Origin of the sequence: Streptomyces sp. NPDC093089, assembly GCF_044754405.1 — a bacterium.
GTDB lineage: Bacteria > Actinomycetota > Actinomycetes > Streptomycetales > Streptomycetaceae > Streptomyces.
In genome coordinates this window covers 602,280-626,034 of record NZ_JBIVPA010000002.1, presented here as the reverse complement: position 1 = coordinate 626,034, position 23,755 = coordinate 602,280, and the positions used below count along the sequence as shown (strand labels likewise).

Below are 23,755 nucleotides of genomic sequence, written 5' to 3'. Positions count from 1 at the left end.
GGCAGGCGGCGTCCGTGACAGCGATCGAGGTCGACGAGGACGAATACGGCTCCTGGACGGTTCTGCGCATCCGGGGAGAACTGGACCTGGTCACCTCTCCCCGGATACGCCGCAGCGTCCACGACGCCGTCGCGGGCGGGCGGCACGACCTGGTGGTCGACCTGTCGGGCGTGCGGTTCTGCGACTCGAGCGGCGTCGGCGTCCTCATCGCGGCGCGCCGGCTGCTCCGCTCGTGCGGCGGCCGGCTGCGCCTGATCCTCCCCGGGCGGGTCGGGGAGGACGAGGGCGTCGGGGACGGTCACGTCGACCGGGTGCTGTCCGCGCTCGGTGTGCGGCGCCTCTTCGAGGTGTACGAGGGCGTGCCGGAGGCGCTCATCGGGGAGCCGGACCGAAGCGTTCCCTGAGCCGGTACTTGAGGACCTTGCGGAGGGTCTCGTTGCGGGGGAGCGCGTCCATCAGTTCCAGTTGTTCCGGCAGCTTGTGGACGGAGAGGCCCGCCTCCCGCAGGAAGGCCGTGACCGCGGGCAGGGTCAGCGGGGCGGCGCCGGGGGGCTGTTCGACGACGGCGCAGACGCGTTCGCCGCGCTCGGGGTCCGGGAGGCCTATGACGGCGGCGTCGCCGACGTCCGGGTGGCGGTGGAGGAGGTCCTCGATCTCCTTGGCGGAGATGTTCTCTCCCTTCCGGATGATGATGTCCTTGATCCGTCCGGTGAGGACGAGGTGGCCGGTCGGGGTCAGGTGCCCGACGTCGCCGGTGATCAGGAAGCCGTCGTCGTCGAAGGCGGCGGCCGTCTGCGCCGGGTCGAGGTAGCCGCGGCAGACGGCTTCGCCGCGGAGCCGGACCTCGCCGTCGCCGGTGATGCGGATCTCCATGCCGGTGGGTGGGCGCCCTTCGGTGGTGGCGAGGTTCTCGGCGGTGTCGCCGGGCGCGCCCATGGTGATCATGGGGACTTCGGTCATGCCGTAGCCGTGGGTGAGCTGGCAGCCCAGCTCCTTCCGCACGGCGTGGTAGATCTCGGGCGGTTTGGGCGCGCCGCCGCCGGCGAGCAGCCGGAGGGTGGGGATGACGGGCTTGTCGGGCTGTTTGCGCTGTTCGGCGAGGAACATGGAGTAGAAGGCGGTGGAGCCGCCGGCGACGGTCACGCCGTGCCGGTTGTACTCGTCGAGGGCGTCGGGCAGTGCGAACTGTTCGAACATGACGGCGGGGAACCCGTACAGGAGCAGCATCACCGTGTAGTCGGGTCCGGCGATGTGCGCGTACGGGAAGGCCATCGAGCCGACGTCGGCCTCGGTGAGTTCGAGGGCGTGGGCGAGGCAGGAGCCGCCGGCGAGGAGCGAGCGGTCGGTGTGGAGGACGCCCTTGGGGTCGGAGGTGGTGCCGGAGGTCCAGTAGATCCAGCGGACGTCGGTGCCCGACGCGGGCGGTGGGGGCAGGACGGCGGGGTCGCCGTCGGGGAGGTCCTCGTACGCTTCGAGGATCCCGGGTGCGCCGAGCCGCCGGGCCATCTCGGTGTGGTCGAATCCGCGCCAGATTCCGGGGACGGCGAAGTGCTCGGCGCGTGAGGCGCGCAGGGCGAAGCCGACCTCCTTGTCCCGGTAGAAGGGGATCACCGGCGTCTGTACGGCTCCGATGCGGGCGAGCGCGAAGGAGAGCACGGCGGTCTCGATGCGGGTGGGCAGCTGCCAGGCGACGACCGTCCCGGCGCGCACGCCCCTGTCGTGGAGTCCGGCGGCGCACCGCTCGGCCCGGTCCCGGAGGCCGCCGAAGGTGAGGACGCGGTCGCCCTGGAGCAGGACGGGCCGGTCGGGAGTGAGTGCGGCGCGGCGTTCGACGAGTTCCCAGAGCGTGCGGGACTCGCCCAGGGCGTGTGCGGTCTCGTTCATCCCGTACTCCTCTTGGCTGACGTTCCGTCAGATGGTGCGGTGAGCGTAGAGGCCCGACGCTTGTCGGTCCAGGGGTGCGGGGCTAGCCTGATCCCGTCAGATCTGACGGGTCATCAGAAACGGGCCGGGAGCGGTCCGCCCAATCCGGGAGAGGCTCCATGACGGAACTGCCCCGCATCATCAGCGTCGACGACCACGTGATCGAGCCGGCCCACCTCTTCGAGACCTGGCTCCCGAAGAAGTACCGCGACCGCGGCCCCCGGCCGCTCACCGCCGGCATCGGCGAGCTCGCCTACGTCGCCGGCAAGTACCAGATCACGATGGACCCCGAAGGCCCGCCCACCGACTGGTGGATCTACGAGGACCTCAAGTTCCCGTACAAGCGCAACATCGCCGCCGTCGGCTTCGACCGCGACGACATGACCCTGGAGGGCATCACCCGCGAGGAGATGCGGCGCGGCTGCTGGGACCCGGCCGCCCGCCTGGAGGACATGGACCTCAACCACGTCGAGGCCTCCCTCTGCTTCCCCACCTTCCCCCGCTTCTGCGGCCAGACCTTCGCCGAGGCGCACGACAAGGAGGTCGCCCTCGCCTGCGTCCGCGCCTACAACGACTGGATGGTCGAGGAGTGGTGCGGCGACAGCGGGGGCCGCCTCATCCCGCTGTGCATCATCCCGCTGTGGGACATCGACCTCGCCGTCGCCGAGATCCGGCGCAACGCCGCCCGCGGCGTCAGGGCCGTCACCTTCTCCGAGATCCCCACCCACCTCGGACTCCCCTCCATCCACTCCGGCTACTGGGACCCCTTCTTCGCCGTCTGCCAGGAGACCGGCACCGTCGTCAACATGCACATCGGCTCCAGCAGCCAGATGCCCGCCGCCTCCCCCGACGCCCCGCCCGCCGTCCAGGCCTCGCTCAGCTTCAACAACGCCATGGCCTCGATGATGGACTTCCTCTTCAGCGGCGTGCTGGTGAAGTTCCCGCGACTCAAGCTCGCCTACAGCGAGGGCCAGATGGGCTGGATCCCGTACGCCCTCGAACGCGCCGACGACGTGTGGGAGGAGCACCGCGCCTGGGGCGGCGTCCGCGACCTCGTCCCGGAGCCGCCGTCCACGTACTACTACCGGCAGATCTTCTGCTGCTTCTTCCGCGACAAGCACGGCATCGCCTCGCTCGACGTCGTCGGCCGCGACAACGCCACCTTCGAGACCGACTACCCGCACGTCGACTCGACCTTCCCGCACACCAAGGAGGTCGCCCTCGACCACGTGCAGGGCCTCGACGACGAGACGGTCTACAAGCTCATGCGCGGCAACGCCATCCGCATGCTCGGCCTCGACCTCGACCGCGGACGCGCCTGATGGACCTCACCTGCACCGACGAGGAGGAGGAGTTCCGCGCCCGGCTGCGCGCGTGGCTCACCGCCACCCTGCCCGCCCTCCCGCCGAGACCCGACCCGCTCGACTGGCCGGCCCGGCGGGCGTACGACTGCGGCTGGCAGCGCAGGCTGCACGACGCCGGATACGCCGGCGTCCACTGGGACGCGTCCCCCACCCAGCGGCTCATCTTCCTGGAGGAGACCGAACTCGCCGGCGCCCCCTACGTCGGCGCCGGCTTCGTCGGCCTCCTCCACGCGGGACCGACCATCGCCGCCGAGGGCACCGCCGAGCAGCGCGCCCGCTGGCTGCCTCCGATCCTCCGCGGCGACCAGGTCTGGTGCCAGGGCTTCAGCGAACCCGGCGCCGGCTCCGACCTCGCCTCCCTCCGGACCCGGGCCGTGCGGGACGGGGACGCGTACGTCGTCACCGGGCAGAAGATCTGGACCTCGCACGCCGAGGTCGCCGACTGGTGCGAACTCCTCGTCCGCACCGACCCGGCGGCCCCCAGGCACCGGGGCATCAGCTGGCTCGCCCTGCCCATGGACGCGCCCGGCGTCACCGTGCGGCCGCTGCGCACCCTCGCCGGCTCCACCGAGTTCGCCGAGGTCTTCCTCGACGAGGTCCGCGTCCCGGTGGAGAACCGGGTCGGCGACGAGAACGACGGCTGGCGGGTCACCATGGTCACCCTCTCCTTCGAACGCGGCACCGCCTTCGTCGGTGAGGTCGTCGCCTGCCGCCGCCTCCTCGGCGAACTCGCCCGCACGGCACGGGAGAACGGCACCTGGGACGACCCCGTCCTCCGCCGCCGGCTCGGCCGGCTCGCCGCCGAGTTCCAGGCGCTCTGGCGGCTCACCCAGGCCAACGTCAGCGAGGCCCAGGCGACCGGCGGCGTCCCCGGCGCCGGCGGGTCCGTCTTCAAGCTCCACTACTCGCAAGCCCGCCAGGAGCTGTACGAGGCCGCCGCCACCGTCCTCGGCCCCGACGCGCTCGACCTCGACCGCGACTGGACCCTCGACCGGCTGTCCTCCCTCTCGTACACCATCGCCGCCGGCACCTCCCAGATCCAGCGCAACATCGTCGCCGAGCGCATCCTCGGCCTGCCGAAGGGCCGGTGACCCCGCCGTGGACTTCCGACTCACCGAGGACCAGCGGGCCCTGCGGAAGGGCGTACGGGAGCTGCTCGCGCGGCTCTTCGACCGGGAGGCGCTGCGGGCGGCCGTGGACTCCCCGGGGCTGGACCGGGCGCTGTGGCGGGAGCTCGGAGCCGCCGGGTTCTTCTCGCTGCGGCTCCCGGAGGAGGACGGCGGGGTGGGGCTCGGGCTCCCCGAGGCGGTGCTCGTCTTCGAGGAGGCGGGGCGGGTGCTGCTGCCGGGGCCGCTGGTCGCGACGCACCTCGCGGCGGGTTCCGTGCCGGGGGCGGCGGACGGCTCCGTGGTGGTGACGTCCGCCTCGGAGGGGCTGGTGCCGTGGAGGGACGGGGCCGACGTGGTGCTGGGGGACGTCACCGGAGCCGTGCCGTTGCGGTCGGTCGATCCGCTGACGCCGCTGCACAGGGTGCCGGGGGCCGCGGGGAGCCTCGGCGCGGCGGGGGTCCTCCTCCTCGCCGCCGAGCAGGTCGGGAGCGCGGAGGCCTCGACCGGGGCGGCGGTGGGGTACGCGCGGGAGAGGGAGCAGTTCGGGCAGGTCATCGGCGGGTTCCAGGCGGTGAAGCACCTGTGCGCCGGGATGCTCGTGCGGACCGAGCTGGCGCGGGCGGCGGTGCGGGCCGCCGCCGTCACCGGGGATCCCGTCGAGATCGCGGGGGCGAAGCTGCTGGCCGACGAGGCGGCGACGGGCAACGCCCGGGACTGCCTGCAGGTGTTCGGGGGGATGGGCTTCACCTGGGAGGCGGACGTGCACCTGCATCTGAAGCGGGCGTGGGTGCGGGCGCGGCTGGGGATGACGGGCGCGCGGGCGGAGGAGGTGGTGGCGGCGGCACTGTAGCGCTGCGCGTTCGCGCGGTGACGGAATGTCGATATCGGGTTGTGTCCTTCGGCGGGGCCGTCACGGCCCGGAGTCGGCCTCCGGCTCCGGTACTCTCCGTGGGATGCGAGTGCTCGTTGGCCCGGATCGTCCCGGTGTCGCCCCTGAGGCGGCCCCGTGTCCGGGAATGCCCGCCGCTCGCGCCCGGCGTTCGACTACCCGCAGCGTGCGTCGCACAGTATGGACCATGCGTACTCCTTCGCGCTGGAATATGCCTGAAGCGCTTGTTGCGGTGACTGTACGTCAACCATGCTGTCCCACAAGGGAATCACGTTCCGTGAAGGTGTGTTGTCCGCCGGTTCGGATGGTGTGAGCGGTGCAGGTGCTTCAGGTGCAGTTGGAGGTCGGGCCCGACCCGGCCGAGGTGGGGCGAGCCAGGAGGTGGGCCCGCTCGCGGCTCGCCGGATCGGGCATAGGGGATGACGAACCGCTGGCCGACACGCTGGTCCTGCTCATCTCCGAGCTCGTGACCAACGCCGTGGTGCACACGGGGTGTCCGGCGGTGCTGCGGATGCTCTTCGCGGCGGAGGGCGGGGTGCGGGTCGAGGTCGCCGACACCAGTGACCGCCCGCCGAGGCCCCGGCACGCCGAGGGCGACGACACCAACGGGCGCGGCCTGGAGCTGGTGGACGGCCTCGCGGACCGGTGGGGCTGGCAGCCGGAGGGCGCCGGCAAGAGCATCTGGTGCGAGGTCGACCGGATTCCGGTGGGCCCTTCGCGCGGGCAGGCCGTGGTGTCGCCCGGCCGGGTGCACTGTTGACGGTTCGTGGCGTTTTGCCCACTCTGGTGTGAGCGATTCGTGGCGAGGGGAGCCGAGGGCCGTGTGCCCTCGGCGTGTGCGGGTCGTGGCCGGGTGGCGGCGGCCGTGCCGTGCTCGGGGCGCGCGCGAGCGCGCCGCCGCCCGTCGACCCGCGCCTCAGAGGATGGCGACCGGTGCCACCGGCGTGCCCGTACCGCCGACGAAGGGTTCCGGCATGGCGGAGAGCAGGAAGGCGTAGCGCCGTTCTTGTGCACAGGCTGTGGACAGGCCTTCGAGGTTCCAGTTCTGCCCCTGGAGCATCCCCATCTCGACCAGGTCGAGCGCGTGCACCGGCAGCCACAGGTCGTCGATCTCCGGTGGGAAGATCTCGAAGGTGAGCGTGTCGTTGGCGACGGCGGCGACGTCGCGGGCGTGGAACCACTCCGGTGTGCGGATCGAGAGGCCCGGTGACGGGAAGGCGTATCCGTGCTTGTCCCCGGCCAGGTACGCCCGCATCTGACCCGTCCGTACGAGGACGATGTCGCCGGCCCGGACCGTGACGCCGCCGAAGTCGGCCGCCTCGTCGAGGTCCTCCGGAGTGACGGCGTGGTCGCCGGGCAGCCGGTCGACGCCCTTCGCGGCGGCGACGTCCAGGAGGACCCCGCGGCTCACGAGGTGCCGGGCGGTGTGGATGCCGCTGAACTCGGAGCGGCCGTGCGGGGTGATGGTGGCGGCGGGGCGGCCGTTGTAGATGCGGCCCGAGTGCGAGGCGTGGGTCAGGGCGTCCCAGTGGGTGCCGGCCTGGAGGCCCAGGGTCACGGCGTCGTCGCTGGTGGCGACCGTGCCGGGGCCGAAGAGCTCCTGGTTGACCTGGACCATGACGTGCAGCGGGTTGACCCGGCCGGGGATCATCCCGGTCTGCACGCCGTCCTGCTTCAGGTCGACGGCGAGGGGGACGCGGTGGCCGGTGCGGACGGTGGCGACGGCCTCGCGCACCACCTCGTCCGTGACGAGGTTGAGGGTGCCGATCTCGTCGTCCCGGCCCCAGCGGCCCCAGTTGTTGACGCGTTTGGCGATCTCGTGAAATGCGGCGGGGAGGGACATCGGAGGCCTCCGGGGTCTTGTTTTCCGGTATCTGACGGACCGTAGAATCCTGACGACGAACGAATCTAACGGACCGTCAGAAAATGCGGGAAGGGGCCGGGCGTGGGGAACTTCTTGGCTGGCAAGGTCGTCGCGGTGACGGGAGCGGGGCGGGGCATCGGCCGCGCCGTCGCCCTCGCGTGCGCGGCGGAGGGCGCGAAGGTCGTCGTCAACGACTACGGGGTGTCGATCGAGGGCGGCGAACCGACCTCCGAGGTCGCCCTCGCCGTCGTGAAGGAGATCGAGGCGGCGGGCGGCGCGGCCGTCGCCGTCGCCGACGACATCTCGACGATGGCGGGCGGGCAGCGGATCGTGGACGTAGCCCTCGCCGAGTACGGGCGGATCGACGGCGTCGTCTGCGTTGCCGGCATCCTCCGCGAACGCATGCTCTTCAACATGTCCGAGGAGGAGTGGGACCCCGTCGTCGCCACCCACCTCAAGGGCACGTTCACCGTCTTCCGCGCCGCGTCGGCCGTCATGCGCAAGCAGGGCACGGGCACGCTGATCGGGTTCACCAGCGGCAACCACCAGGGCTCCGTCGCCCAGGCCAACTACTCGGCCGCCAAGGGCGGGATCATCTCCCTCGTCCGCTCCGCGGCGCTCGGGCTCCACAAGTACGGCGTCACCGCGAACGCCGTCGCCCCGGTCGCCCGCACCCGCATGTCGGCCAACGTCCCCATGGAGCTCAAGGAGATCGGCGAGCCCGAGGACGTGGCCGCCCTCGTCGTCTACCTCCTCTCCGAGCGGGCCCGCGCCGAGAAGATCACCGGCCAGGTCTACACGATCGCCGGACCCAAGATCGCCGTCTGGGCCCAGCCGCGCGAACTGCGCGCCGGCTACGCCGAAGGCGCCGCCTGGACCCCCGAACGCATCGCCGACTTCCTCCCCGGGACCGTCGGCACCGACCCCATGCCGATGCTCGCCCGGCTGGAGGAGATGGCACGCGCCGCCGCGGCGGGCGACCGCCCCAACGCCGCGAAGGAGGAACGGTCATGAGGGGCGTCGTGTTCGACGGGAAGTCGGTGGAGGTCGTCGACGACCTGGAGGTGCGGGACCCCGGGCCGGGCGAGGTGCTGGTCCGGATCGCGGCGGCGGGGCTCTGCCACAGCGACCTGTCGGTGGTGGACGGCACGATCCCGTTCCCGCCGCCGGTGGTCCTCGGCCACGAGGGCGCCGGGGTCGTGGAGGCCGTCGGGGCCGGCGTGGTGCACGTCGTGCCCGGGGACCACGTGGCCCTGTCCACGCTGGCGAACTGCGGGGCGTGCGCGGACTGCGACCGGGGACGGCCGACGATGTGCCGGAAGGCGATCGGGATGCCGGGGCAGCCGTTCTCGCGGGACGGCCGGCCGGTGTACCAGTTCGCGTCGAACTCGTCGTTCGCGGAACGGACGGTGGTCAAGGCGGTCCAGGCGGTGCGGATCCCCGAGGACATCCCGCTGACGTCCGCCGCGCTGATGGGGTGCGGCGTCCTCACCGGCGTCGGGGCGGTGCTGAACCGGGCGAAGGTCGGCCGGGGCGAGACGGTCGTCGTCATCGGCACCGGAGGGATCGGGCTCAACGTGATCCAGGGCGCCCGGATCGCGGGGGCCCTGACGATCGTGGCCGTCGACACCAACCCGGAGAAGGAGGCCGTGGCGCGGCGGTTCGGCGCCACCCACTTCCTCGACTCCGCGGACGGCGTCCGCGAGGTCCTGCCCACCGGCGCCGACCACGTCTTCGAGTGCGTCGGGCACACGGGCCTCGTCCGTACCGCCGTCGACCTGCTCGACCGCCACGGCCAGGCCGTCCTCCTCGGCATGACCGCGCCCAGGGCGGAGGCGACGTTCCTGCCCGCCGCCATGTTCCTGGACAAGTCGATCCTGGGCTGCCGCTACGGCTCCTCCCGCCCCCAGAAGGACATCGCCCTCTACGCGGAGCTGTACCGGACGGGCGCCCTCCTCCTCGACGAGCTCGTGACCGCCACCTACCCCGTGGAGGACTTCGCGCGGGCGGTGGAGGACGCGGAGCGGGGCAAGGTGGCCCGGGGCGTGCTCACGTTCTGAGCCGCACGGAGCAGGGGACGGACGGGACGGCGGGCAGGGAAGGACGGGACGGCGGGCAGGAGGACGGACGGGACGGAGGGCGGGCCGCGGGGGCGGGCGAGCGCGCCGTATTTCCCTGGGGGGCAGGACCGTCGGCGGGTTACGGTCACGGCCATGTCCTACCGCGAACTCGCCACCCGACCCGTCCTGGCCTGGTCCGCCGTCACGGTGACCAGCCGGCTGCCCATCGCCATGGCGCCGATCGCGGTCGTGTTCCTGGTGAGGGAGCGACCCGGCGGGTACTCGCTCGGGGCCGTGCTCGCGGCGGTGTACGTGCTCGGCGAGATCGTCGGCGCGCCCGTCCTCGGGATGCGGATGAAAGCCGAGCGGGCCAGGCCGCAGCTGGCCGCGGGGCTCGCCGTCGGCGCCGCCGGGTTCGTCGGCCTCGCACTGGTGCCGGGCGCCCACCCGGTGGTGCTCGCCACCCTCGCGGTACTCGCCGGTTTCGGGCCCGCCTTCGTGCCCGGGGGGCTGCGGGTGCTGCTCACGAGCCTCGTACCGGAGCGGGCCGTCACGCAGGCGATGAGCATGGAGACGGTGCTGACCTTCGCCGTCTGGGCGGCCGCGCCCGCGTTGGCGACCGGGCTCGCGCTCGGCGTCGACCCGGCCGTGCCGCTGCTCCTCATGGGGGCGCTGCTGGCCGTGTCGGTGGCGGGGCTGTGGATGCTGCCGGCCGGGTGGGCGGCCGAGCCGCAGGAGGAGGGCGCGTCGATGCGGCGCACGCTGCTGCGGGCCTGGCCGGTGTACGTGCTGGGGGCCGCCGGCCTCACGCTGCTCGCGCTGGCCGAACTGGTGCTGCCCGCCCTGCTCGAACAGAGGGGGATCGGCATCGGGTGGGCGGGGCCGCTGCTCGCCGGGTTCTCCATCGGCTCGGCGGCGGGCGGGATCGTGTACGGCCTGCGGGGCCACTGGCCGGGGTCGCTGTCCGCCCAGGCGACGGTGCTCGTGTTCGCGGTGGCCTCGGGCGTCGCGCTGGTCGCCGTACTGCCGTGGGCGGCCGCCATCGCGGTGGCGCTGGTCGTCGCCGGGTTCCTCCAGGCGCCGTCGGGCCTGGCCCGGAACCTCGCCCTGCGGGAGATCCTGCCTCCGTCCGCGCTCGCCGCCGGGTACTCGGTGATGTACGCGGCGCTGGGAGCCGGTTACGCGGTCAGCGGCACCCTCGCGGGCGTGCTGCTCAAGGTGGTGGCGCCGTCGACGGCGATCCTGTGCGGAGTGGTCCTGACGGTGCTGCTCGCCGGGGTCGGCGCCGTGGGAGAGCAACGGCTGATCCGCCGCACCCCGGTGGCGGGCGGCGTTCAGACGGCGTCCGCGCCCGCGCGGAAGGTGCGGCGGTAGGCCGTCGGGGTCACGCCGATCGCGGTCATCAGGTGGACGCGCAGGGACTGCGCGGTGCCGAAGCCGGCGTCCCGGGCGACCCGGTCGACGGGGAGGCCGGTGGACTCCAGGAGGTGCCGGGCGCGTTCGACCCGCTGCTGGGTGAGCCACTGGCCGGGGCTGATGCCGACCTCGTCGCGGAAGCGCCGGGTGAACGTCCGCACGCTCATCGACTCCTTCCCGGCCAGGTCCCGCAACTGGATCGGCTCGTCCAGGTGGGCCAGCGCCCACGCCCGCGCGGTGGTCGTGGTGTGGGTGCCCGCCTCGGGCATCGGACGCTCGATGTACTGGGCCTGGCCGCCGTCGCGGTGCGGCGGTACGACGGTCCTGCGGGCGACGTCGTTGGCGACGGCCGTGCCGTGGTCGCGGCGCACGATGTGCAGGCACAGGTCGATCCCGGCGGCGACGCCCGCCGAGGTCAGGACGTCGCCGTCGTCGACGAAGAGGACGTCCGCGTCGACCCGTACGGAAGGGAAGAGCCGCTGGAAGTGCTCGGCCGAGGACCAGTGGGTGGTGGCCGGGCGCCCGTCGAGGAACCCGGCGGCGGCCAGCACGTACCCGCCGGTGCAGATGGAGACGAGCCGGGTGCCGGGCCGGATGTGCGCCAGCGCGGCGGCCAGCTCCTCGGTGAGCCTGCCCTCCTCGTGGACGGGCCCCAGCTCGTACGAGGCGGGGACGACGACCGTGTCGGCGGTGGCGAGGACCTCCGGCCCGTGCTCCACGTACACGGAGAAGTCGGCGTCGGTGGGCACGGCGCCCGCGGTCGGCGCGCAGGTGACGATCTCGTACAGGTGCCGTCCCGCGGCGTCCTTGGCGCGCCCGAAGATCCGGTGCGGGATGCCGAGCTCGAAGGGGAGGAGACCGGGCAGCGCGAGGACGGCGACGCGGTGGGGGGTGGGGCCGGACTGCGACGGCACGGGCGTGCTCCCTTCGGCGGGCGGCGGAGAAAAGGACTGGTGGTCCAGACCACTTTCCGGTAGTTCTGCTTGTCCGTGACGGACAACACCTACAAGTCTGAGGCCGCCGAGCGGATTCCCGCCCCGGTCGAGCCGCCCGCACTCTGGAACCGCAACTTCCGGCTCTTCTTCGTCGCCCGCGCGGTCGCCGTCTTCGGCGAGGGCATGGTCCCGGTCGCCTTCGCCGCCGGACTCCTCGGCGCCGGCCACCCCGGCTCCACCGTCGGCTACGCGCTCGGCGGCTGGACGGCCTCCTTCGCGCTCTTCGTGCTCTTCGGCGGCGTCCTCGCGGACCGGTTCACCGCCCGCCGCATGATGATCCTCGCGGACCTCCTGCGGCTGCCCGGCGCCGCCGTCCTCGCGGTCACCTTCGCCCTCGGCGGCCCGCCGCTCTGGGCGGTGTACGCCCTCTCCGCCGCCGCCGGCACGGGCGCCGCCCTCTTCCAGCCCGGCGTCGCCTCCACCATCCCCCGCATCGCCCCCGACGTGCAGCGCGCCAACGCCGTCCTGCGGGTCGTCGAGGCCCTCATGACCATGGCGGGACCGGCCGCCGCCGGCCTGCTCGTCGCCGTCTGGAACGCGGGCGCGGCCTTCGCCGTCAACGGCGTGACGTTCGCGGTCAGCGCCCTCTGCCTCGCCCTCCTGCGGATCGCCCCGCTCCCGTCCGACTCCGCACGCCGCGACTCCCTCGGCGCCGAACTCGCCGGCGGCTGGCGCGAGTTCCGGTCCCGGAGCTGGCTGTGGGGCGTCATATCCATCTGGACGGTGTACGGGCTGACCGTCGCCGGGCCCATGGTGCCGCTCACCGCGAGCCTGGTCACCGAGGACCACGGCTCGGCCGCGTACGGCGTGCTCATGGCCGTCAACGGCGCCGGCAGCGCCGTCGGCGGCCTGCTCGCCCTCCGGCTCCGCCCCCGCCTCCCCCTCGCCTCCGGCGCCGTCGCCCTCCTCGGCCTCCCCGTGAACCTCGCCCTCCTCGGCCTCGGCGCGCCCGTCGCCCTCCTCGGCGCCGGCCAGTTCGTCGCCGGCGCGGCCTTCGCCTTCTGGCTCGTCATGTGGTCCACCTCGGTCCAGACCCACGTCCCCCAGGAGGCCCTCAACCGCATGCACGCCTACGACGTGGCCGGCTCCCTCCTCATGATGGGCGTCGGCCGCACCCTGTCGGGCCCCGTCGCCGCCGCCGTCGGCACCCAGCATGTGCTGCTCACGGGCGCGGGCATCGCCGTCCTCGTGGTGGCCGCGCTGCTCGCCGTACGGCCGATCAGGACACTGCCGCGGGTGTAGGAGCGCGCGGGGGCGGAGGGGGCGTCCTGGACGCGGGCCCGGGACCGGGGCGTGTCGCTGTCCGGGGTCCGGGACGCCGGGCCGTGTCGCCGTCCGGGGTCCGGGGCGCGGAGGCGTGTCCCGATCTTTTGGAAAGCTGTCATTCGGGCCAATGGTCGGGGCGCGGCGCGGGCGGGATGCTCGGTGGCATGGCCCAGACAACCGAGCGCCCCGCCGGTCACGCACCCGACCGTCCCCCCGTCCGCACGCCCCTCCGCGCGCCCCGCGTCCACCGCGCCTGGTTCGTCGCGGCCGTCACCTTCGTCACGATCATCGGCGCCGCGGCGTTCGCCTCCCTGCCGGGCCTGCTGATCGAGCCGCTGCACGGCGAGTTCGACTGGTCACGCGGGACGATCGGCTTCGCCGTCTCGGTCAACCTCGCGCTCTACGGGCTCACCGCCCCCTTCGCCGCCGCGCTCATGGACCGGTTCGGCATCCGCCGGGTCGTCGCCGTCGCCCTGACGGTCATCGCCGCCGGGTCGCTCCTCACCGTGTGGATGACCGCCGCCTGGCAACTCGTCCTCTACTGGGGCGTCCTCGTCGGCCTCGGCAGCGGCTCCATGGCCCTCGCCTTCGCCGCGACCGTCACCAACCGCTGGTTCGTCGGCCGCCGCGGCCTGGTCACCGGCATCCTCACCGCCGCCGGCGCCTCCGGCCAGCTCGTCTTCCTGCCGCTGCTGTCCTGGCTGGTCGAACACCACGGCTGGCGCCCCGCCGCCGTGACCGTCGCCCTCGCCGCGCTCGCCGTCGTCCCCTTCGTGTGGCTGCTGCTCCGCGACCACCCCGCGGACGTCGGCCTGGCCCCGTACGGCGGCGAGTACGCCGAGAAGCCCGCGCCCGTCACCGGCGCCGCCCGCCGCGCCGTCACCGTCCTCCTCAAGGCGGCCCGCACCGGCCCCTTCTGGCTCCTCGCCGGCACCTTCGCGATCTGCGGCGCCTCCACGAACGGCCTGGTCAAGACACACTTCGTGCCCGCCGCCCACGACCACGGCATGCCCGTCACCGCCGCCGCCGGACTCCTCGCCGTCATCGGCGTCTTCGACGTCGTCGGCACCATCGCCTCCGGCTGGTTCACCGACCGCTTCGCGGCCCGCCGCCTCCTCGCCGTCTACTACGCGCTCCGCGGGATCTCCCTCCTCTTCCTGCCGATGCTCCTCGCCCCCGCCGTCCACCCGCCGATGCTGTTCTTCATCGTCTTCTACGGCCTCGACTGGGTCGCCACCGTCCCGCCGACGATCGCCCTCTGCCGCGAGCACTACGGCGAGGACTCCGCGATCGTCTTCGGCTGGGTCCTCGCCTCCCACCAGGTCGGCGCCGCCGCCGTCGCCTTCGCCGGCGGCGTCGCCCGCGACCTCTTCGGCAGCTACGACGTCGTCTGGTACGCCTCCGGCGCCCTGTGCGCCGCCGCCGCCCTCATGTCCCTCGTCATCCGCCGCCCCCAAACCCCCTGACCGCCTGAGCCCCTGAGCCCTCCGCCCCCGACGGCCCGCCACGTGGGCTGCGCCCGCACCCCCGCCACGTGGGCTGCGCCCCTGCCTCGTGCGGGCGGCACCCATGCGCCGACCCCGGCCCACCTCCGTGGGCCGCGCACCCGCCTCCCTGTCGGCCCGTACCCGACGCCCCCGCGCGCCGTACGCGACCGCCCCTCGCCCCACCGCCGTGTGGGTCCGCGCCCGCGCGCAGGCCACCGGCCCGCCGCCGTGTGGGTCCGCACGCCGGCCGCCGGGCCCACCCCCGTGTGGGCCGTGCCCGCCCCCTGGCCCACCCTCCGTGTGGGCAATCGTCCCGCTGGGGCGGGACGGGTGGGCACACGGGACGGCGCCCTCGGCGGCGCCTCCGCCCCCTGGGCCTGGACCCGCACCGATACGGCGCCGTACAGCGGGTGCGGGTGCGGGCGCGCAACCAGGCCCCGCCGAAGGGCGGGCCGATGGCCCCGGGGCGCGGCCCCGCCCGAGGGGCCGGGGGAGCGGCGCGGTCGACCGCCAGGCCCCGCCAAAGGAAGGGTCCGTGACCCGGGGCCCGCGGCGAGGGGGTGTCAGGGGGTGTTGAACCGCCCGAACCGCCCCCGGTGGAACAGCAGCGGATCCCCGTCCTCCGCCGCGCCCAGGGCGTCGACCCGCCCCACCACGATCAGATGGTCGCCGCCGGTGTGCACGGCGCTGATCGTGCAGTCCATCCACGCCGGCGCGCCGGGCAGCCGCGGTGAGCCGGTCACCGGTGCCGGCTCCCACTCCACCCCCGCGAACTTGTCGGCGCCGCTCACGGCGAACGACCTGCACAGGCCGCCCTGGTCGGCCCCCAGCACGTTGACGCAGAACGAGCCCGCGCCCGCGATCCGCGGCCACGTCGTCGACGTGCGGGCGACCATGAACGCGACCAGCGGCGGATCCAGCGACAGCGACGCGAACGACTGGCAGGCGAACCCTGCCGGTCCCTCCGCGTCCACGGCCGTCACGATCGTCACCCCGCTCGCGAAGTGCCCCAGCACCCGGCGGAACTCCGCCGGATCCACGGGGGGCCGCTCGTCCTCCCGTACCGCGCGCAGCACGGGCCTGGGCAGTGGTTCCACGGCCGTCGGCGAACCGGCCGCTCTCAGGTGTCGGACGGCGGTGGCCGCCATCCCCGCATGTCCCATCACACCGTCCATTGAAACTGACGATCCGTCAGATAGGAAGCCCTCGGGGCGACGGCCGAACCGTCGCCCCGAGGGCTTCCTCCACGCACGCGAGTCCGCGCACGCGAGTCCGCGCACGCGAGTCCGCGCACGCGAGTCCGCGCACGCGAGTCCGCGCGCACGCCGTGCCGTTCCCCGATCAGCCCGCGACGGCCACCGTCGCCCGGGTCCACGCGATCCCCGCCGTGTGACCCGTCCGGTACGCCGTCACCCGCACGGTGATCCGCGTCCCCCGCTGCGCCTTCGTCAGGGTGAACCACGACTTCGTCGCCCCGCTGATCGCCCGCCCGTTCGCGTACCACTGGTACGCGTACGAGCTCGGCGCCGGCGACCACGTGCCGACCACGGCCGTCACCCTGACGCCGCCCCGCGTGGCACCCGACATGGCCGGCACCTTGACCGGCTTGGGCGCGACGCCCTTCGCCGCCACCCCGGCACTCGTCGCCGTCACGACGGGATGCCCGGTCTTCCGCGCCGTCACCGCCACCGACAGCTGCTTGCCGAACAGCTCCGGCGGCAGCGTGTACGCGGCGGCCGTGGCACCGGGGATCGCGACGCCGTGGGCCCGCCACTCGTACGCGAGCGAGTCCGTCGGCAGCGGCCACGTTCCCGGGTTCGCCGTCACCTGCCCGCCGACGACCGCCGTGCCGGAGACGCCCGGCGCGGTGGTGCTGCGGAGGGGGGCGACGACCGTGAACGTGCCCCTGCGGTACTCCCGTCCCGAGTGCGTGAAGACGCTCAGGTCGCGTACGCCGACGCCCACGCCCGTCAGGTCGAGGGCCGCCGTCAGGCTGTGCCGGTCGGGGGCGACCGACACGGTCGTCGACCGGCGCCACAGGCCGTCCGTCCCGAGGACCGCCACCTGGTCGTTCTCGTGCAGCGCGGTTCCGGTGAGCGTGACGGTGATCCTCCCCGCGCCGCCGGTGGTGGGGCTCACGGTGCCGACGCCCGGCGCCTCGACGCCGCAGTACGTGTCGGCGCACCTGGCCGTGAGCTGTACGGCCGTGGGTTCCGGCGCGTGTTTCGCCGGGAGCCCGATGACGAGCGTCGACGGCCGGGACACCGGAGGCTCGGAGTACCCCGGCACGGAGCAGTAGTAGGTCTTGTCGGCCCGCGAGTACGGGCCGCTGCAGGTGCTCTGGGAGCTCGACGGGGAGTAGAGCAACGCGGTCGGAGGCGGCGCGACGGAGCCCGGCGGCGTGAACGCCAGGTCGAAGTCGTCGCCCGCGGCGGTCGGCAGCACCGCGCAGAGGGCGGTGTGCTCCTCGTTCAGGGTGTCGACGAGCGGCCCGAAACCGTAGCTGACGTTCGGGACCTCGACGCACTCGGGCGCCGGGCCCGCCGCCGTACCGATGCGCAGCGCGTCGAACCGGTAGGTGGGCGCGTACGACCAGTCCTTGTCGACGAGCACCTGGTAGGCGGTGGAGCCGGTGGCGGCGCAGCCCTTGGCGGTGGAGCCGCAGACGGTCGTGCCGTTGGTGTCGTACGCGCTGAACCGCGCCCGGCCCGCCTCGTCGCGGATGCCGAGGTGCAGGGTGTCCCTCGCGTCGGCCGTGGTCACCCGCAGGCACTGGGCGAAGCCCTCCGCGCCGATGGTGACCTGCGCCCGGGGCCCGTCGGCCGTGAAGTCGCCCGCCGGGAGCACCGGGCAGGCGCTCTCGCCGTCGGTCCGGTGGAAGGCGACGTGGTACGTGCCCGTCGTGACCGGGGAACCGCTCAGGGTGCCGTACATCGTGACCGGAGCACGGTACGGACCGGAGCCGGTCAGGACGCACTGGCCCGTCGTCACGCTGTGGTCCGAGCAGATCTCCTCGCCCGTCCCGTCGACGACCGCCAGTACGGGGGACGGCGTGGCGGAGTACCCGTACGACACGAGTCCGGCCACGTGCGCGCCCTCGGGCAGCGGCAGCGTCAGGCAGTCGACCTCACCGGGCACCGTGAACGTCCCGTTCGTGTTCCCGCCGACGTCGGCGGTGGTGCAGCCCGCGCCGGAGGAGCGGTCGTGGACCAGGACCGGGTTCTCCGTGATCACGGCGTAGCGGACCCCGGCGCGCAGCGGGCACGTGCGGCTCCACGCCTCGCAGGCCGTGCGGCCGTCGGGCTCGTACACGGCGAGCCGCCGGGCCGTGGAGGACGGGACCTCGTAGACGTCGTGCGGGGCGGTCGCGGTGGCGGTGAACGCCACGCACGACGTTCCCGGCGACGTGGTCGGGACCGACCCGAAGTCGTGGACCGTCAGGGCCGCGCACCCCGCCGGCTCGGAGAGCCGCCGGATCCTCTGGGTGTACGAGAGGGGGTAGGCCGAGGCGTCCGAACGGATCTCGCTCAGCACCCGGTAGGGGCCCTGACCGGGCAGCACGCACCCCTTGGTGCCGTCCTGGTCGATGCGGGGGCAGAGCCGTTCCCCGGTTCCGTCGGTGATCCAGGAGAACGGCGTCCAGCCGCCCTCGGGCGTGTTGTCGACGGTGATGCGCTCCCCCGGCAGGCCGGTGAAGTTCTGGCAGAGGAGGGTCACTCCGTTCGGCGCCGTTCCCGTGACGGGCTCCGCGTCGTAGCGGGTGCTCGCCTCCGTGCCGCAGGGGGCGGTGGCGGCGAGCGGTGTGACGGCGACCGCGGCCGTCGTCCGGATCGAACTGGTGTTGGTGGCCCGAAGGGTGAACGCACCCGCGTGACTCGGCCTGCACCAGCCGCTCGTGGAGGTCTCGGGGTCGAAGCAGTCGAGCTCCTTCCCGCCGTCGTAGAGCCTGGCCTGCAAGGCCGCGTCGCTGCGCAGCCGGTGCAGCCCCGGCTTCTCCACGGTGACCGTGGAGCAGGCGGTGCCGGCCGGGTCCAGCGTGACGTGCCCGATCGCGTCGCCCCGGTCGCCGAAAGCGGCGAGAGGCAGGGCGGGGCAGGGGACGGTGGGCGGCTCCGTCGGACCCGGGGTCGGCTCGACCGTCGGGGTCGGCGCGGGAGTCGGGTCCGACGTGGGATCCGGCGTGGGATCCGGCGTCGGGTCCGGAGGGGCGGCGTCCGCTAGCGCCCCTCGTATCGGGCCTCGCGCCGCTCGACGAAGCTGGCCACGCCCTCTTGGGCGTCCCTCGTCGTCATGTTGAGTTCCTGGGCGGTGGCCTCGGCGGCGAAGGCGGTGGTGCGGTCGGAGTCGAGGGAGGTGTTGACGAGGTGTTTGGTGAGGGCGAGGGCGCGGGTGGGGCCTTGGGCGAGGCGTTCGGCCCACTCCCGGGCCGTCTTCTCCAGCGCCTCGGGAGGGACCACCCGGTTCACGAGGCCCATGGCAAGGGCGTCCGCCGCCGGCACCGCGTCGCCGAAGAAGAGGAGTTCCTTGGCGCGCTGGGGGCCGATGAGGCGGGGGAGGAGGTAGGCGCCGCCGCCGTCGGGGACGAGGCCGCGGCGGGCGAAGACCTCGATGAAGCGGGCGGAGGAAGAGGCGAGGACGAGGTCGCAGGCGAAGGCGAGGTGGGCGCCGATGCCGGCGGCGGTGCCGTTGACGGCGGCGACGACGGGCTTCTCGCAGTCGAGTACGGCTCCGATGAAGCGTTGGGCGCCGAGGCGGATCATGCGGGCCACGTCCCCCGCGACCCGTTCGCCGGTGGCCGGGGCGCCGCGGAGGTCCGCGCCGGCGCAGAAGCCGCGGCCGGTGGCGGTCACCACGACCGCCCGGACGTCCGGGTCGGCGGACGCGTCGGCGAGGAGGGCGATGATCCGCTCGCGCTGGTCCCAGGTGACGGCGTTCATCGCCTCGGGGCGGTTGAGGGTGATCCACGAGACGCCGTTCTCGACGGTGTGGAGGACGTCGGACAACGGGGCGTCGGGCAACGGGGCGTCGGACAAAGGGGCGTCGGACAATGGGGCCTCGGGCAACGGGGCGTCGGGCAGAGGGGCCTCGGGCAGCGGGACCTCGGGCAACGGGGGCTCCTATCGGCAGACCGCGAGGGCGTCGAGGGCGACCGCGCCCTGGCCGCGCGGCAGCACCATCAGCGGGTTGATGTCCAGTTCGGCGAGGTCGCCGTCGAGTTCGAGGGCCATGCGCTGGACGCGGAGGACGACCTCGACGAGGGCGTCGACGTCGGCGGGCGGGGCGCCGCGCACGCCGTCGAGGAGGGCGCGGCCGCGCAGCTCGGCGAGCATGGAGCGGGCCTCGTGCTCGTCGAACGGCGGGACGCGCACGGCGGTGTCGTTCAGGACCTCGACGAGGACGCCGCCGAGGCCGACGGTGACGGTCGGGCCGAACAGGTCGTCGCGGGTCACGCCCACGACCATCTCGACGCCGCGTCCGACCATCTGGCAGACGAGGATGCCGTCGAGGTCGATCGACTCGAAGCGGGCGATGTCGGTGAGCTCGCGGTAGGCGTCCCGCACCTGGCTGGCGGAGGTGAGGCCGACCTTCACGAGGCCCAGTTCGGTCTTGTGGGCGAGCTGGGCGCCCGACGCCTTCATGACCACCGGGTAGCCGACGAGCCCGGCGGCCCGGACGGCCGCCGCGGCGCTGGTGACGAGCTGCTCGCGCGGCACCCGTATCCCGTACGCCCGGAGCAGTTGCTTCGCCGCGTGCTCGCTGAGCCGCCGGCCGGGCCGCATGAGTGCCTGGGCCTTGCGGAAGGACGGGGAGGGGGTGCGGGGGGCCTCGTCGAAGGGGGAGCGGTAGCCGGTGGTGAAGCGGTGGTGGTCGAGGTAGGCCTTGACGGCCCCGATGCAGTTCCCGAAGGTGCGGAAGGTGGCGACGCGGGAGGAGCCGAGGAGGGTCGTGCGGTACGCGTCCTCCGTGCCGACGGGCGATCCCCACACCACGCACACCAGCTTGTCCGTCGCCTCGGCCGCGTCGACGAGGTCCTGCGCGAGCTTGTCGCTCATGGGCGGGAAGGGTCCGGTGATGGGGCAGATCAGCACGCCGACCGACGGGTCCGCGAGGATCGCGTCGATGATCTTCCGGCCGCGCCAGTCGCCGACCGGGTGCCCGCCGTTGTCGACGGGGTTGGAGACGCTCAGGTACTCCGGTATCCACTGGTGCAGTTCGTCCTGCTTGGCCTGGGGGAGGGTGGGGAGTCCGAGTCCCGCGGCCGTGGCCAGGTCGGCGAAGTGGGCGCCGGTGCCGCCGGAGATCGAGTAGACGACGACGCCGTCCGCGACCGGCCGCCGCGCGCGGGCGAGGAGCGTCGCGGTGTCCTGGAGCTGGTCGAGTCCGTCGACCCGGATCACGCCGAACTGGCGCATGGCCGCGTCCACGACCCGGTCGGCGCCGGTCAGCTTCCCGGTGTGGGAGGCGGCCGTACGGGCCCCGGTCTCGGTCCGGCCCACCTTCACGGCGACCACGGGCACGCCCTGGCGCGCGGCCCGGTCGGCGGCGAGCAGGAAGGACCGGCCGTCCTTCAGCCCTTCCACGTAACAGGCGATGGCCCCGACCTCGGGCCGCCCCGCGAAGTAGGAGATGAAGTCCGCGGTCTCCAGGTCGGCCTCGTTGCCGGTCGGCGCCCAGTGCGAGAGCCGGACCCCGAGTTCCTGGAGGGTGAAGACGGGCCGCCCCTGGTGACCGGACTGGGTGATGAGCGCGACGGCGGGTCCGTCGAGGTCCTCGCGGAACCGCTCGAAGGCGTTGAGGTTGGTGTTGGGGCCGAGGAGGCGCAGCCCCGAGCGGCGCACGGCCGCGGCGAGGCGTTCCTGGGCCTCGGCGCCGGCCTCCCCGGTCTCGGCGAAGCCGGACGCGAACGCGACGGCGAACCGCACCTTCGCCTCGGCCAGCTCCTCGATCACGGGCAGCGGGTCGGCGACGAGCAGGACGGCGAGGTCGACGGGTTCGGCGAGCGCGCCGACGGAGGGCACGCAGTCGATCCCGAAGACGCTGGTACGGGTGGGGTGGACGGGCACGAGCCGGGCGCCGACCCGTTCGGACCAGGCGAGCAGCTGCCGGGTGATGCCGGTGTTGGGCCGGCCCTCGGTGTCGGAGGCGCCGATGACGGCGACGGACTCGGGCCGGAAGAACCGGTCGAGGTCGGGGACGAGGGCGTGCAGCGGGCGTCCGCTGACGTCGTGGTCGCCGGGGGCGGCGGCGACGCCGTGCACGGCGGTCCTGGGCGATTCGCCGCAGGCGACCACGCGGGCGCGGAGATCGGTGGTGAAGGTGCCGTGAGTCGATCCAAGCATGTGTTCCGCCCGCCCCTTCGCCCATCCGTATACAGCTGACGCTTAGTCAGATTACAGAACTGACGGCCAGTCAGGAATGGGTGTGCGGCGGTCGCGGCAGAACGGATTCTGCGACGGCGTACAACCCTTCGGCGGGGAGGGGGGTCTCACCACGTGGACGGCACGCCTGAAACAGGCGGTATGTCCGCCGACGTGCGAGGCGTCCGGGGCGTCCGAGGCGTCCAGCCGCCCGAACTGTCCGCCCCGCCCGAACTGTCCGAACCGTCCGACCACAACCGCAATGGGGACCACGTGACCCGCTCCACCCGCGTCCGCGGCCGCCGCCGCGCCCTCGGCGCCGCCCTGGCCGTCCTCGCCTCCTCCGCCGCACTCACCGCGGCCACGGAGGGCCGGGCCCAGGCCGCCACGGGCGTGCCGAAGCCCCGGGTCGTCTTCACCGAGTACACGTACGTCGACGGCGTCCGCACCGGCGACACCCTCGTCACGGTCAACGCCGACGGCACCGACCGCCGCGTGCTGGTGCCCACCGGCGGGGGCCTGACGGCCACGACCGCGATCTCGGGCGTCGCCTTCTCGCCCGACGGCCTGCGCATGGCCTTCCTCACCGGCGGCAACGCCCTCTGGGTCGCGGACGCCGACGGCAGGAACGCCCGCGTGGTCCGCAAGAACCTCATGGAACCCGATGTCCTGGCCGACAGCCTCGACTGGACCGCCGACGGCCGGCAGGTCGTCGTGAGCTACGCGCCCAGGGCCGGGGCCGACGACAGCGTCCACGAGCTTCTCTCCGTCTATCGCGTCGACATCGGGAGCGGCGACATCCACAGCGGCCTCCCCCTCTCCTTCGGCGGGGTCAGCCAGGCCGACGTGGCCTGGAACGGGAAGATCACCTTCGTGAAGGGGTGGAGGAGCGACTCCGAGGTCTACCTCTGGGACCCGCGCGTCGGAGGCGAGCCGAAGCTCATCGCCGAGGGCATGAACCCGAGGTTCTCGCCGGACGGCGAGCAGATCTCCTTCGCGGACAGCGCCCACAGGTGGGAAGCGCGCGCCCACGTCCTCGACACCGGCGGCGAGTACGAACTGACCCCGGGCGAAGGCGGGGGGTTCGGCGCCGAATGGTCCCCGGACGGCAGCGCGATCGCGTACCAGTCCGGCGGGCAGGCCGTCGTCAGGAGCGCTGCCGCGCCCGACGGCCCCCGCACGGTCCTCTCGGCGCCCGGCACCCTCACCGACGAGGTCTCCTGGGTCGCGCCGCGCGGCTGGAACCCCCACGGCAGCTTCCGTCGCGACTACAGCGGCGACGGCCGCGCCGACCTCCTCGCCCTGGACGCCACGGGCGTCCTCTGGCGCTACGACGGCACCGGCACCGGCGGCTTCCGGCCCCGGCAGAAGATCGGCTGGGGCTGGAAGGGCTACCGCTTCACCGCCGTCGGCGACCTCAACGCCGACGGCCGCCCCGACGCGCTCGCCCAGGACGCCACCGGCGGCCTCTGGCGGCTCGACGGGACCGCGGGCGGCGCCTTCGGCGCCAAGGTGAAGATCGGCACCGGCTGGAAGGACTTCAAGCTCACCGGCGTCGGCGACCTGACCGAGGACGGCTTCGCCGACGTCCTGGCCGTCGACGCCGTGGGCGCTGTCTGGCAGTACCCGGGCGACGGCCGCGGCGGCCTCCAGGCCCGCCAGAGGGTCGGCACCGGGTACACCGGCCAGCGCATGACGGGCGTCGGCGCGTTCACGAGCAGCGGCTACCAGAACCACCTCGGCCTCTTCCCCGCCGGCGACCTCTACCGCTACGAGCGGGGCGGCGCCGACAAGATCGGCTGGGGCTGGAAGGGCCTGACCCTCACCGGCGCGGGCGACCTCTCCGGCGACGGCGTCACCGACGTCCTCGCCCTCGACACCGCCGGTGTGCTGTGGCGGTACGACGGCGACGGCAAGGGCGGCATGAAGCCCAGGAGCAAGGCGGGCTGGGGCTGGAACGGCCTGAACCTGTTCTGATCCCTCCGTCGGGAGCAGCCCGGTGCCCCGCCCCTTCGAGGGGCGGG

Annotated in this window: 18 protein-coding genes; 11 read left to right on the top strand and 7 right to left on the bottom strand. The window is 73.7% G+C overall.

The genetic code is table 11. The annotated features are described in order from the left end of the window. The first annotated feature begins 14 nt into the window (after positions 1-14). Positions 15-404, top strand: coding sequence for an STAS domain-containing protein (locus ACIQFX_RS06515; protein ID WP_402459415.1), 390 nt, complete (start codon positions 15-17; stop codon positions 402-404). Here the strand turns inward: ACIQFX_RS06515 and ACIQFX_RS06510 are convergent. Next, on the bottom strand, positions 373-1,884 hold the full coding sequence (locus tag ACIQFX_RS06510) for a class I adenylate-forming enzyme family protein (protein ID WP_402459414.1): 1,512 nt from the start codon (positions 1,882-1,884) through the stop codon (positions 373-375). The two genes, ACIQFX_RS06515 and ACIQFX_RS06510, sit on opposite strands and share 32 nt — an antisense overlap. A 158-nt stretch (positions 1,885-2,042) precedes the next feature. Between ACIQFX_RS06510 and ACIQFX_RS06505 the strand changes: the two genes are divergently transcribed. The 4 genes from ACIQFX_RS06505 (at position 2,043) to ACIQFX_RS06490 (ending at position 6,045) form a co-directional block, all read left to right on the top strand. After that, positions 2,043-3,245 (top strand): amidohydrolase family protein, encoded by a 1,203-nt coding sequence (locus tag ACIQFX_RS06505; protein WP_402459412.1) that lies wholly within the window; start codon positions 2,043-2,045, stop codon positions 3,243-3,245. Continuing rightward, positions 3,245-4,378 carry an acyl-CoA dehydrogenase gene (locus ACIQFX_RS06500; RefSeq protein WP_402459410.1) on the top strand — a complete coding sequence of 378 codons (1,134 nt, stop codon included), beginning with the start codon at positions 3,245-3,247 and terminating at the stop codon, positions 4,376-4,378. Before ACIQFX_RS06505 ends, ACIQFX_RS06500 begins: the two co-directional genes overlap by 1 nt. Positions 4,379-4,385: 7 nt before the next feature. Beyond that, on the top strand, positions 4,386-5,246 hold the full coding sequence (locus ACIQFX_RS06495) for an acyl-CoA dehydrogenase family protein (protein ID WP_402459408.1): 861 nt from the start codon (positions 4,386-4,388) through the stop codon (positions 5,244-5,246). 355 nt (positions 5,247-5,601) lie between these two features. Continuing rightward, positions 5,602-6,045 carry an ATP-binding protein gene (locus ACIQFX_RS06490; RefSeq protein ID WP_402459406.1) on the top strand — a complete coding sequence of 148 codons (444 nt, stop codon included), beginning with the start codon at positions 5,602-5,604 and terminating at the stop codon, positions 6,043-6,045. Positions 6,046-6,201: 156 nt separating this feature from the next. Here the strand turns inward: ACIQFX_RS06490 and ACIQFX_RS06485 are convergent, their stop codons facing one another. Then, positions 6,202-7,128 carry a cyclase family protein gene (locus ACIQFX_RS06485; protein ID WP_402459404.1) on the bottom strand — a complete coding sequence of 309 codons (927 nt, stop codon included), beginning with the start codon at positions 7,126-7,128 and terminating at the stop codon, positions 6,202-6,204. Between the two features lie 102 nt (positions 7,129-7,230). On the opposite strand from ACIQFX_RS06485, the gene ACIQFX_RS06480 reads away from it, so the two are divergent. From ACIQFX_RS06480 to ACIQFX_RS06470, 3 genes are all read left to right on the top strand, one after another. Continuing rightward, positions 7,231-8,163, top strand: coding sequence for an SDR family oxidoreductase (locus ACIQFX_RS06480; RefSeq protein WP_402459402.1), 933 nt, complete (start codon positions 7,231-7,233; stop codon positions 8,161-8,163). Further along, a complete protein-coding gene (locus ACIQFX_RS06475; protein ID WP_402459401.1) occupies positions 8,160-9,209 on the top strand; it encodes an alcohol dehydrogenase catalytic domain-containing protein in 1,050 nt (349 codons plus the stop codon). The genes ACIQFX_RS06480 and ACIQFX_RS06475 overlap by 4 nt, the downstream gene beginning before the upstream one ends. A gap of 153 nt (positions 9,210-9,362) precedes the next feature. Then, the gene (locus tag ACIQFX_RS06470; protein WP_402459399.1) at positions 9,363-10,583 is read left to right on the top strand and encodes an MFS transporter; all 1,221 of its coding nucleotides are present in this window, start codon (positions 9,363-9,365) and stop codon (positions 10,581-10,583) included. On the opposite strand, the gene ACIQFX_RS06465 is transcribed toward ACIQFX_RS06470, so the two are convergent. Further along, a complete protein-coding gene (locus tag ACIQFX_RS06465) occupies positions 10,544-11,539 on the bottom strand; it encodes a GlxA family transcriptional regulator (protein WP_402459397.1) in 996 nt (331 codons plus the stop codon). The genes ACIQFX_RS06470 and ACIQFX_RS06465 overlap by 40 nt on opposite strands. 69 nt (positions 11,540-11,608) lie before the next feature. Here ACIQFX_RS06465 and ACIQFX_RS06460 point away from each other — a divergent pair, with 69 nt between their 5' ends. Beyond that, positions 11,609-12,862, top strand: a complete 1,254-nt coding sequence (locus tag ACIQFX_RS06460) for an MFS transporter (RefSeq protein ID WP_402459395.1) — start codon at positions 11,609-11,611, stop codon at positions 12,860-12,862. Positions 12,863-13,050: 188 nt separating this feature from the next. Continuing rightward, positions 13,051-14,352, top strand: a complete 1,302-nt coding sequence (locus ACIQFX_RS06455) for an MFS transporter (protein ID WP_402459393.1) — start codon at positions 13,051-13,053, stop codon at positions 14,350-14,352. Positions 14,353-14,936: 584 nt separating this feature from the next. On the opposite strand, the gene ACIQFX_RS06450 is transcribed toward ACIQFX_RS06455, so the two are convergent. The 4 genes from ACIQFX_RS06450 to ACIQFX_RS06435 form a co-directional block, all read right to left on the bottom strand. After that, the gene (locus ACIQFX_RS06450; RefSeq protein WP_402459392.1) at positions 14,937-15,536 is read right to left on the bottom strand and encodes a flavin reductase family protein; all 600 of its coding nucleotides are present in this window, start codon (positions 15,534-15,536) and stop codon (positions 14,937-14,939) included. A gap of 178 nt (positions 15,537-15,714) precedes the next feature. Beyond that, positions 15,715-18,372, bottom strand: coding sequence for a hypothetical protein (locus ACIQFX_RS06445; protein ID WP_402459391.1), 2,658 nt, complete (start codon positions 18,370-18,372; stop codon positions 15,715-15,717). Between the two features lie 218 nt (positions 18,373-18,590). Continuing rightward, complete coding sequence (locus tag ACIQFX_RS06440) at positions 18,591-19,310, bottom strand: enoyl-CoA hydratase/isomerase family protein (RefSeq protein WP_402459593.1); 720 nt, start codon at positions 19,308-19,310, stop codon at positions 18,591-18,593. 180 nt (positions 19,311-19,490) lie between these two features. Beyond that, positions 19,491-21,713 (bottom strand): acetate--CoA ligase family protein, encoded by a 2,223-nt coding sequence (locus ACIQFX_RS06435; protein WP_402459389.1) that lies wholly within the window; start codon positions 21,711-21,713, stop codon positions 19,491-19,493. A 180-nt stretch (positions 21,714-21,893) separates the two neighbouring features. Here ACIQFX_RS06435 and ACIQFX_RS06430 point away from each other — a divergent pair, with 180 nt between their 5' ends. Next, on the top strand, positions 21,894-23,708 hold the full coding sequence (locus ACIQFX_RS06430) for an FG-GAP-like repeat-containing protein (RefSeq protein ID WP_402459387.1): 1,815 nt from the start codon (positions 21,894-21,896) through the stop codon (positions 23,706-23,708). The last annotated feature ends 47 nt before the right edge of the window (positions 23,709-23,755 follow it).

Bases quoted from the DNA above. Each gene is read 5' to 3' on its own strand.
- ACIQFX_RS06455 (WP_402459393.1), top strand. From the start codon at position 13,051: ATGGCCCAGACAACCGAGCGCCCCGCCGGTCACGCACCCGACCGTCCC.
- ACIQFX_RS06475 (WP_402459401.1), top strand. From the start codon at position 8,160: ATGAGGGGCGTCGTGTTCGACGGGAAGTCGGTGGAGGTCGTCGACGAC.
- ACIQFX_RS06440 (WP_402459593.1), bottom strand. From the start codon at position 19,310: ATGAACGCCGTCACCTGGGACCAGCGCGAGCGGATCATCGCCCTCCTC.
- ACIQFX_RS06500 (WP_402459410.1), top strand. From the start codon at position 3,245: ATGGACCTCACCTGCACCGACGAGGAGGAGGAGTTCCGCGCCCGGCTG.
- ACIQFX_RS06510 (WP_402459414.1), bottom strand. From the start codon at position 1,884: ATGAACGAGACCGCACACGCCCTGGGCGAGTCCCGCACGCTCTGGGAA.
- ACIQFX_RS06485 (WP_402459404.1), bottom strand. From the start codon at position 7,128: ATGTCCCTCCCCGCCGCATTTCACGAGATCGCCAAACGCGTCAACAAC.
- ACIQFX_RS06435 (WP_402459389.1), bottom strand. From the start codon at position 21,713: ATGCTTGGATCGACTCACGGCACCTTCACCACCGATCTCCGCGCCCGC.
- ACIQFX_RS06470 (WP_402459399.1), top strand. From the start codon at position 9,363: ATGTCCTACCGCGAACTCGCCACCCGACCCGTCCTGGCCTGGTCCGCC.
- ACIQFX_RS06505 (WP_402459412.1), top strand. From the start codon at position 2,043: ATGACGGAACTGCCCCGCATCATCAGCGTCGACGACCACGTGATCGAG.
- ACIQFX_RS06450 (WP_402459392.1), bottom strand. From the start codon at position 15,536: ATGGGACATGCGGGGATGGCGGCCACCGCCGTCCGACACCTGAGAGCG.
- ACIQFX_RS06430 (WP_402459387.1), top strand. From the start codon at position 21,894: ATGTCCGCCGACGTGCGAGGCGTCCGGGGCGTCCGAGGCGTCCAGCCG.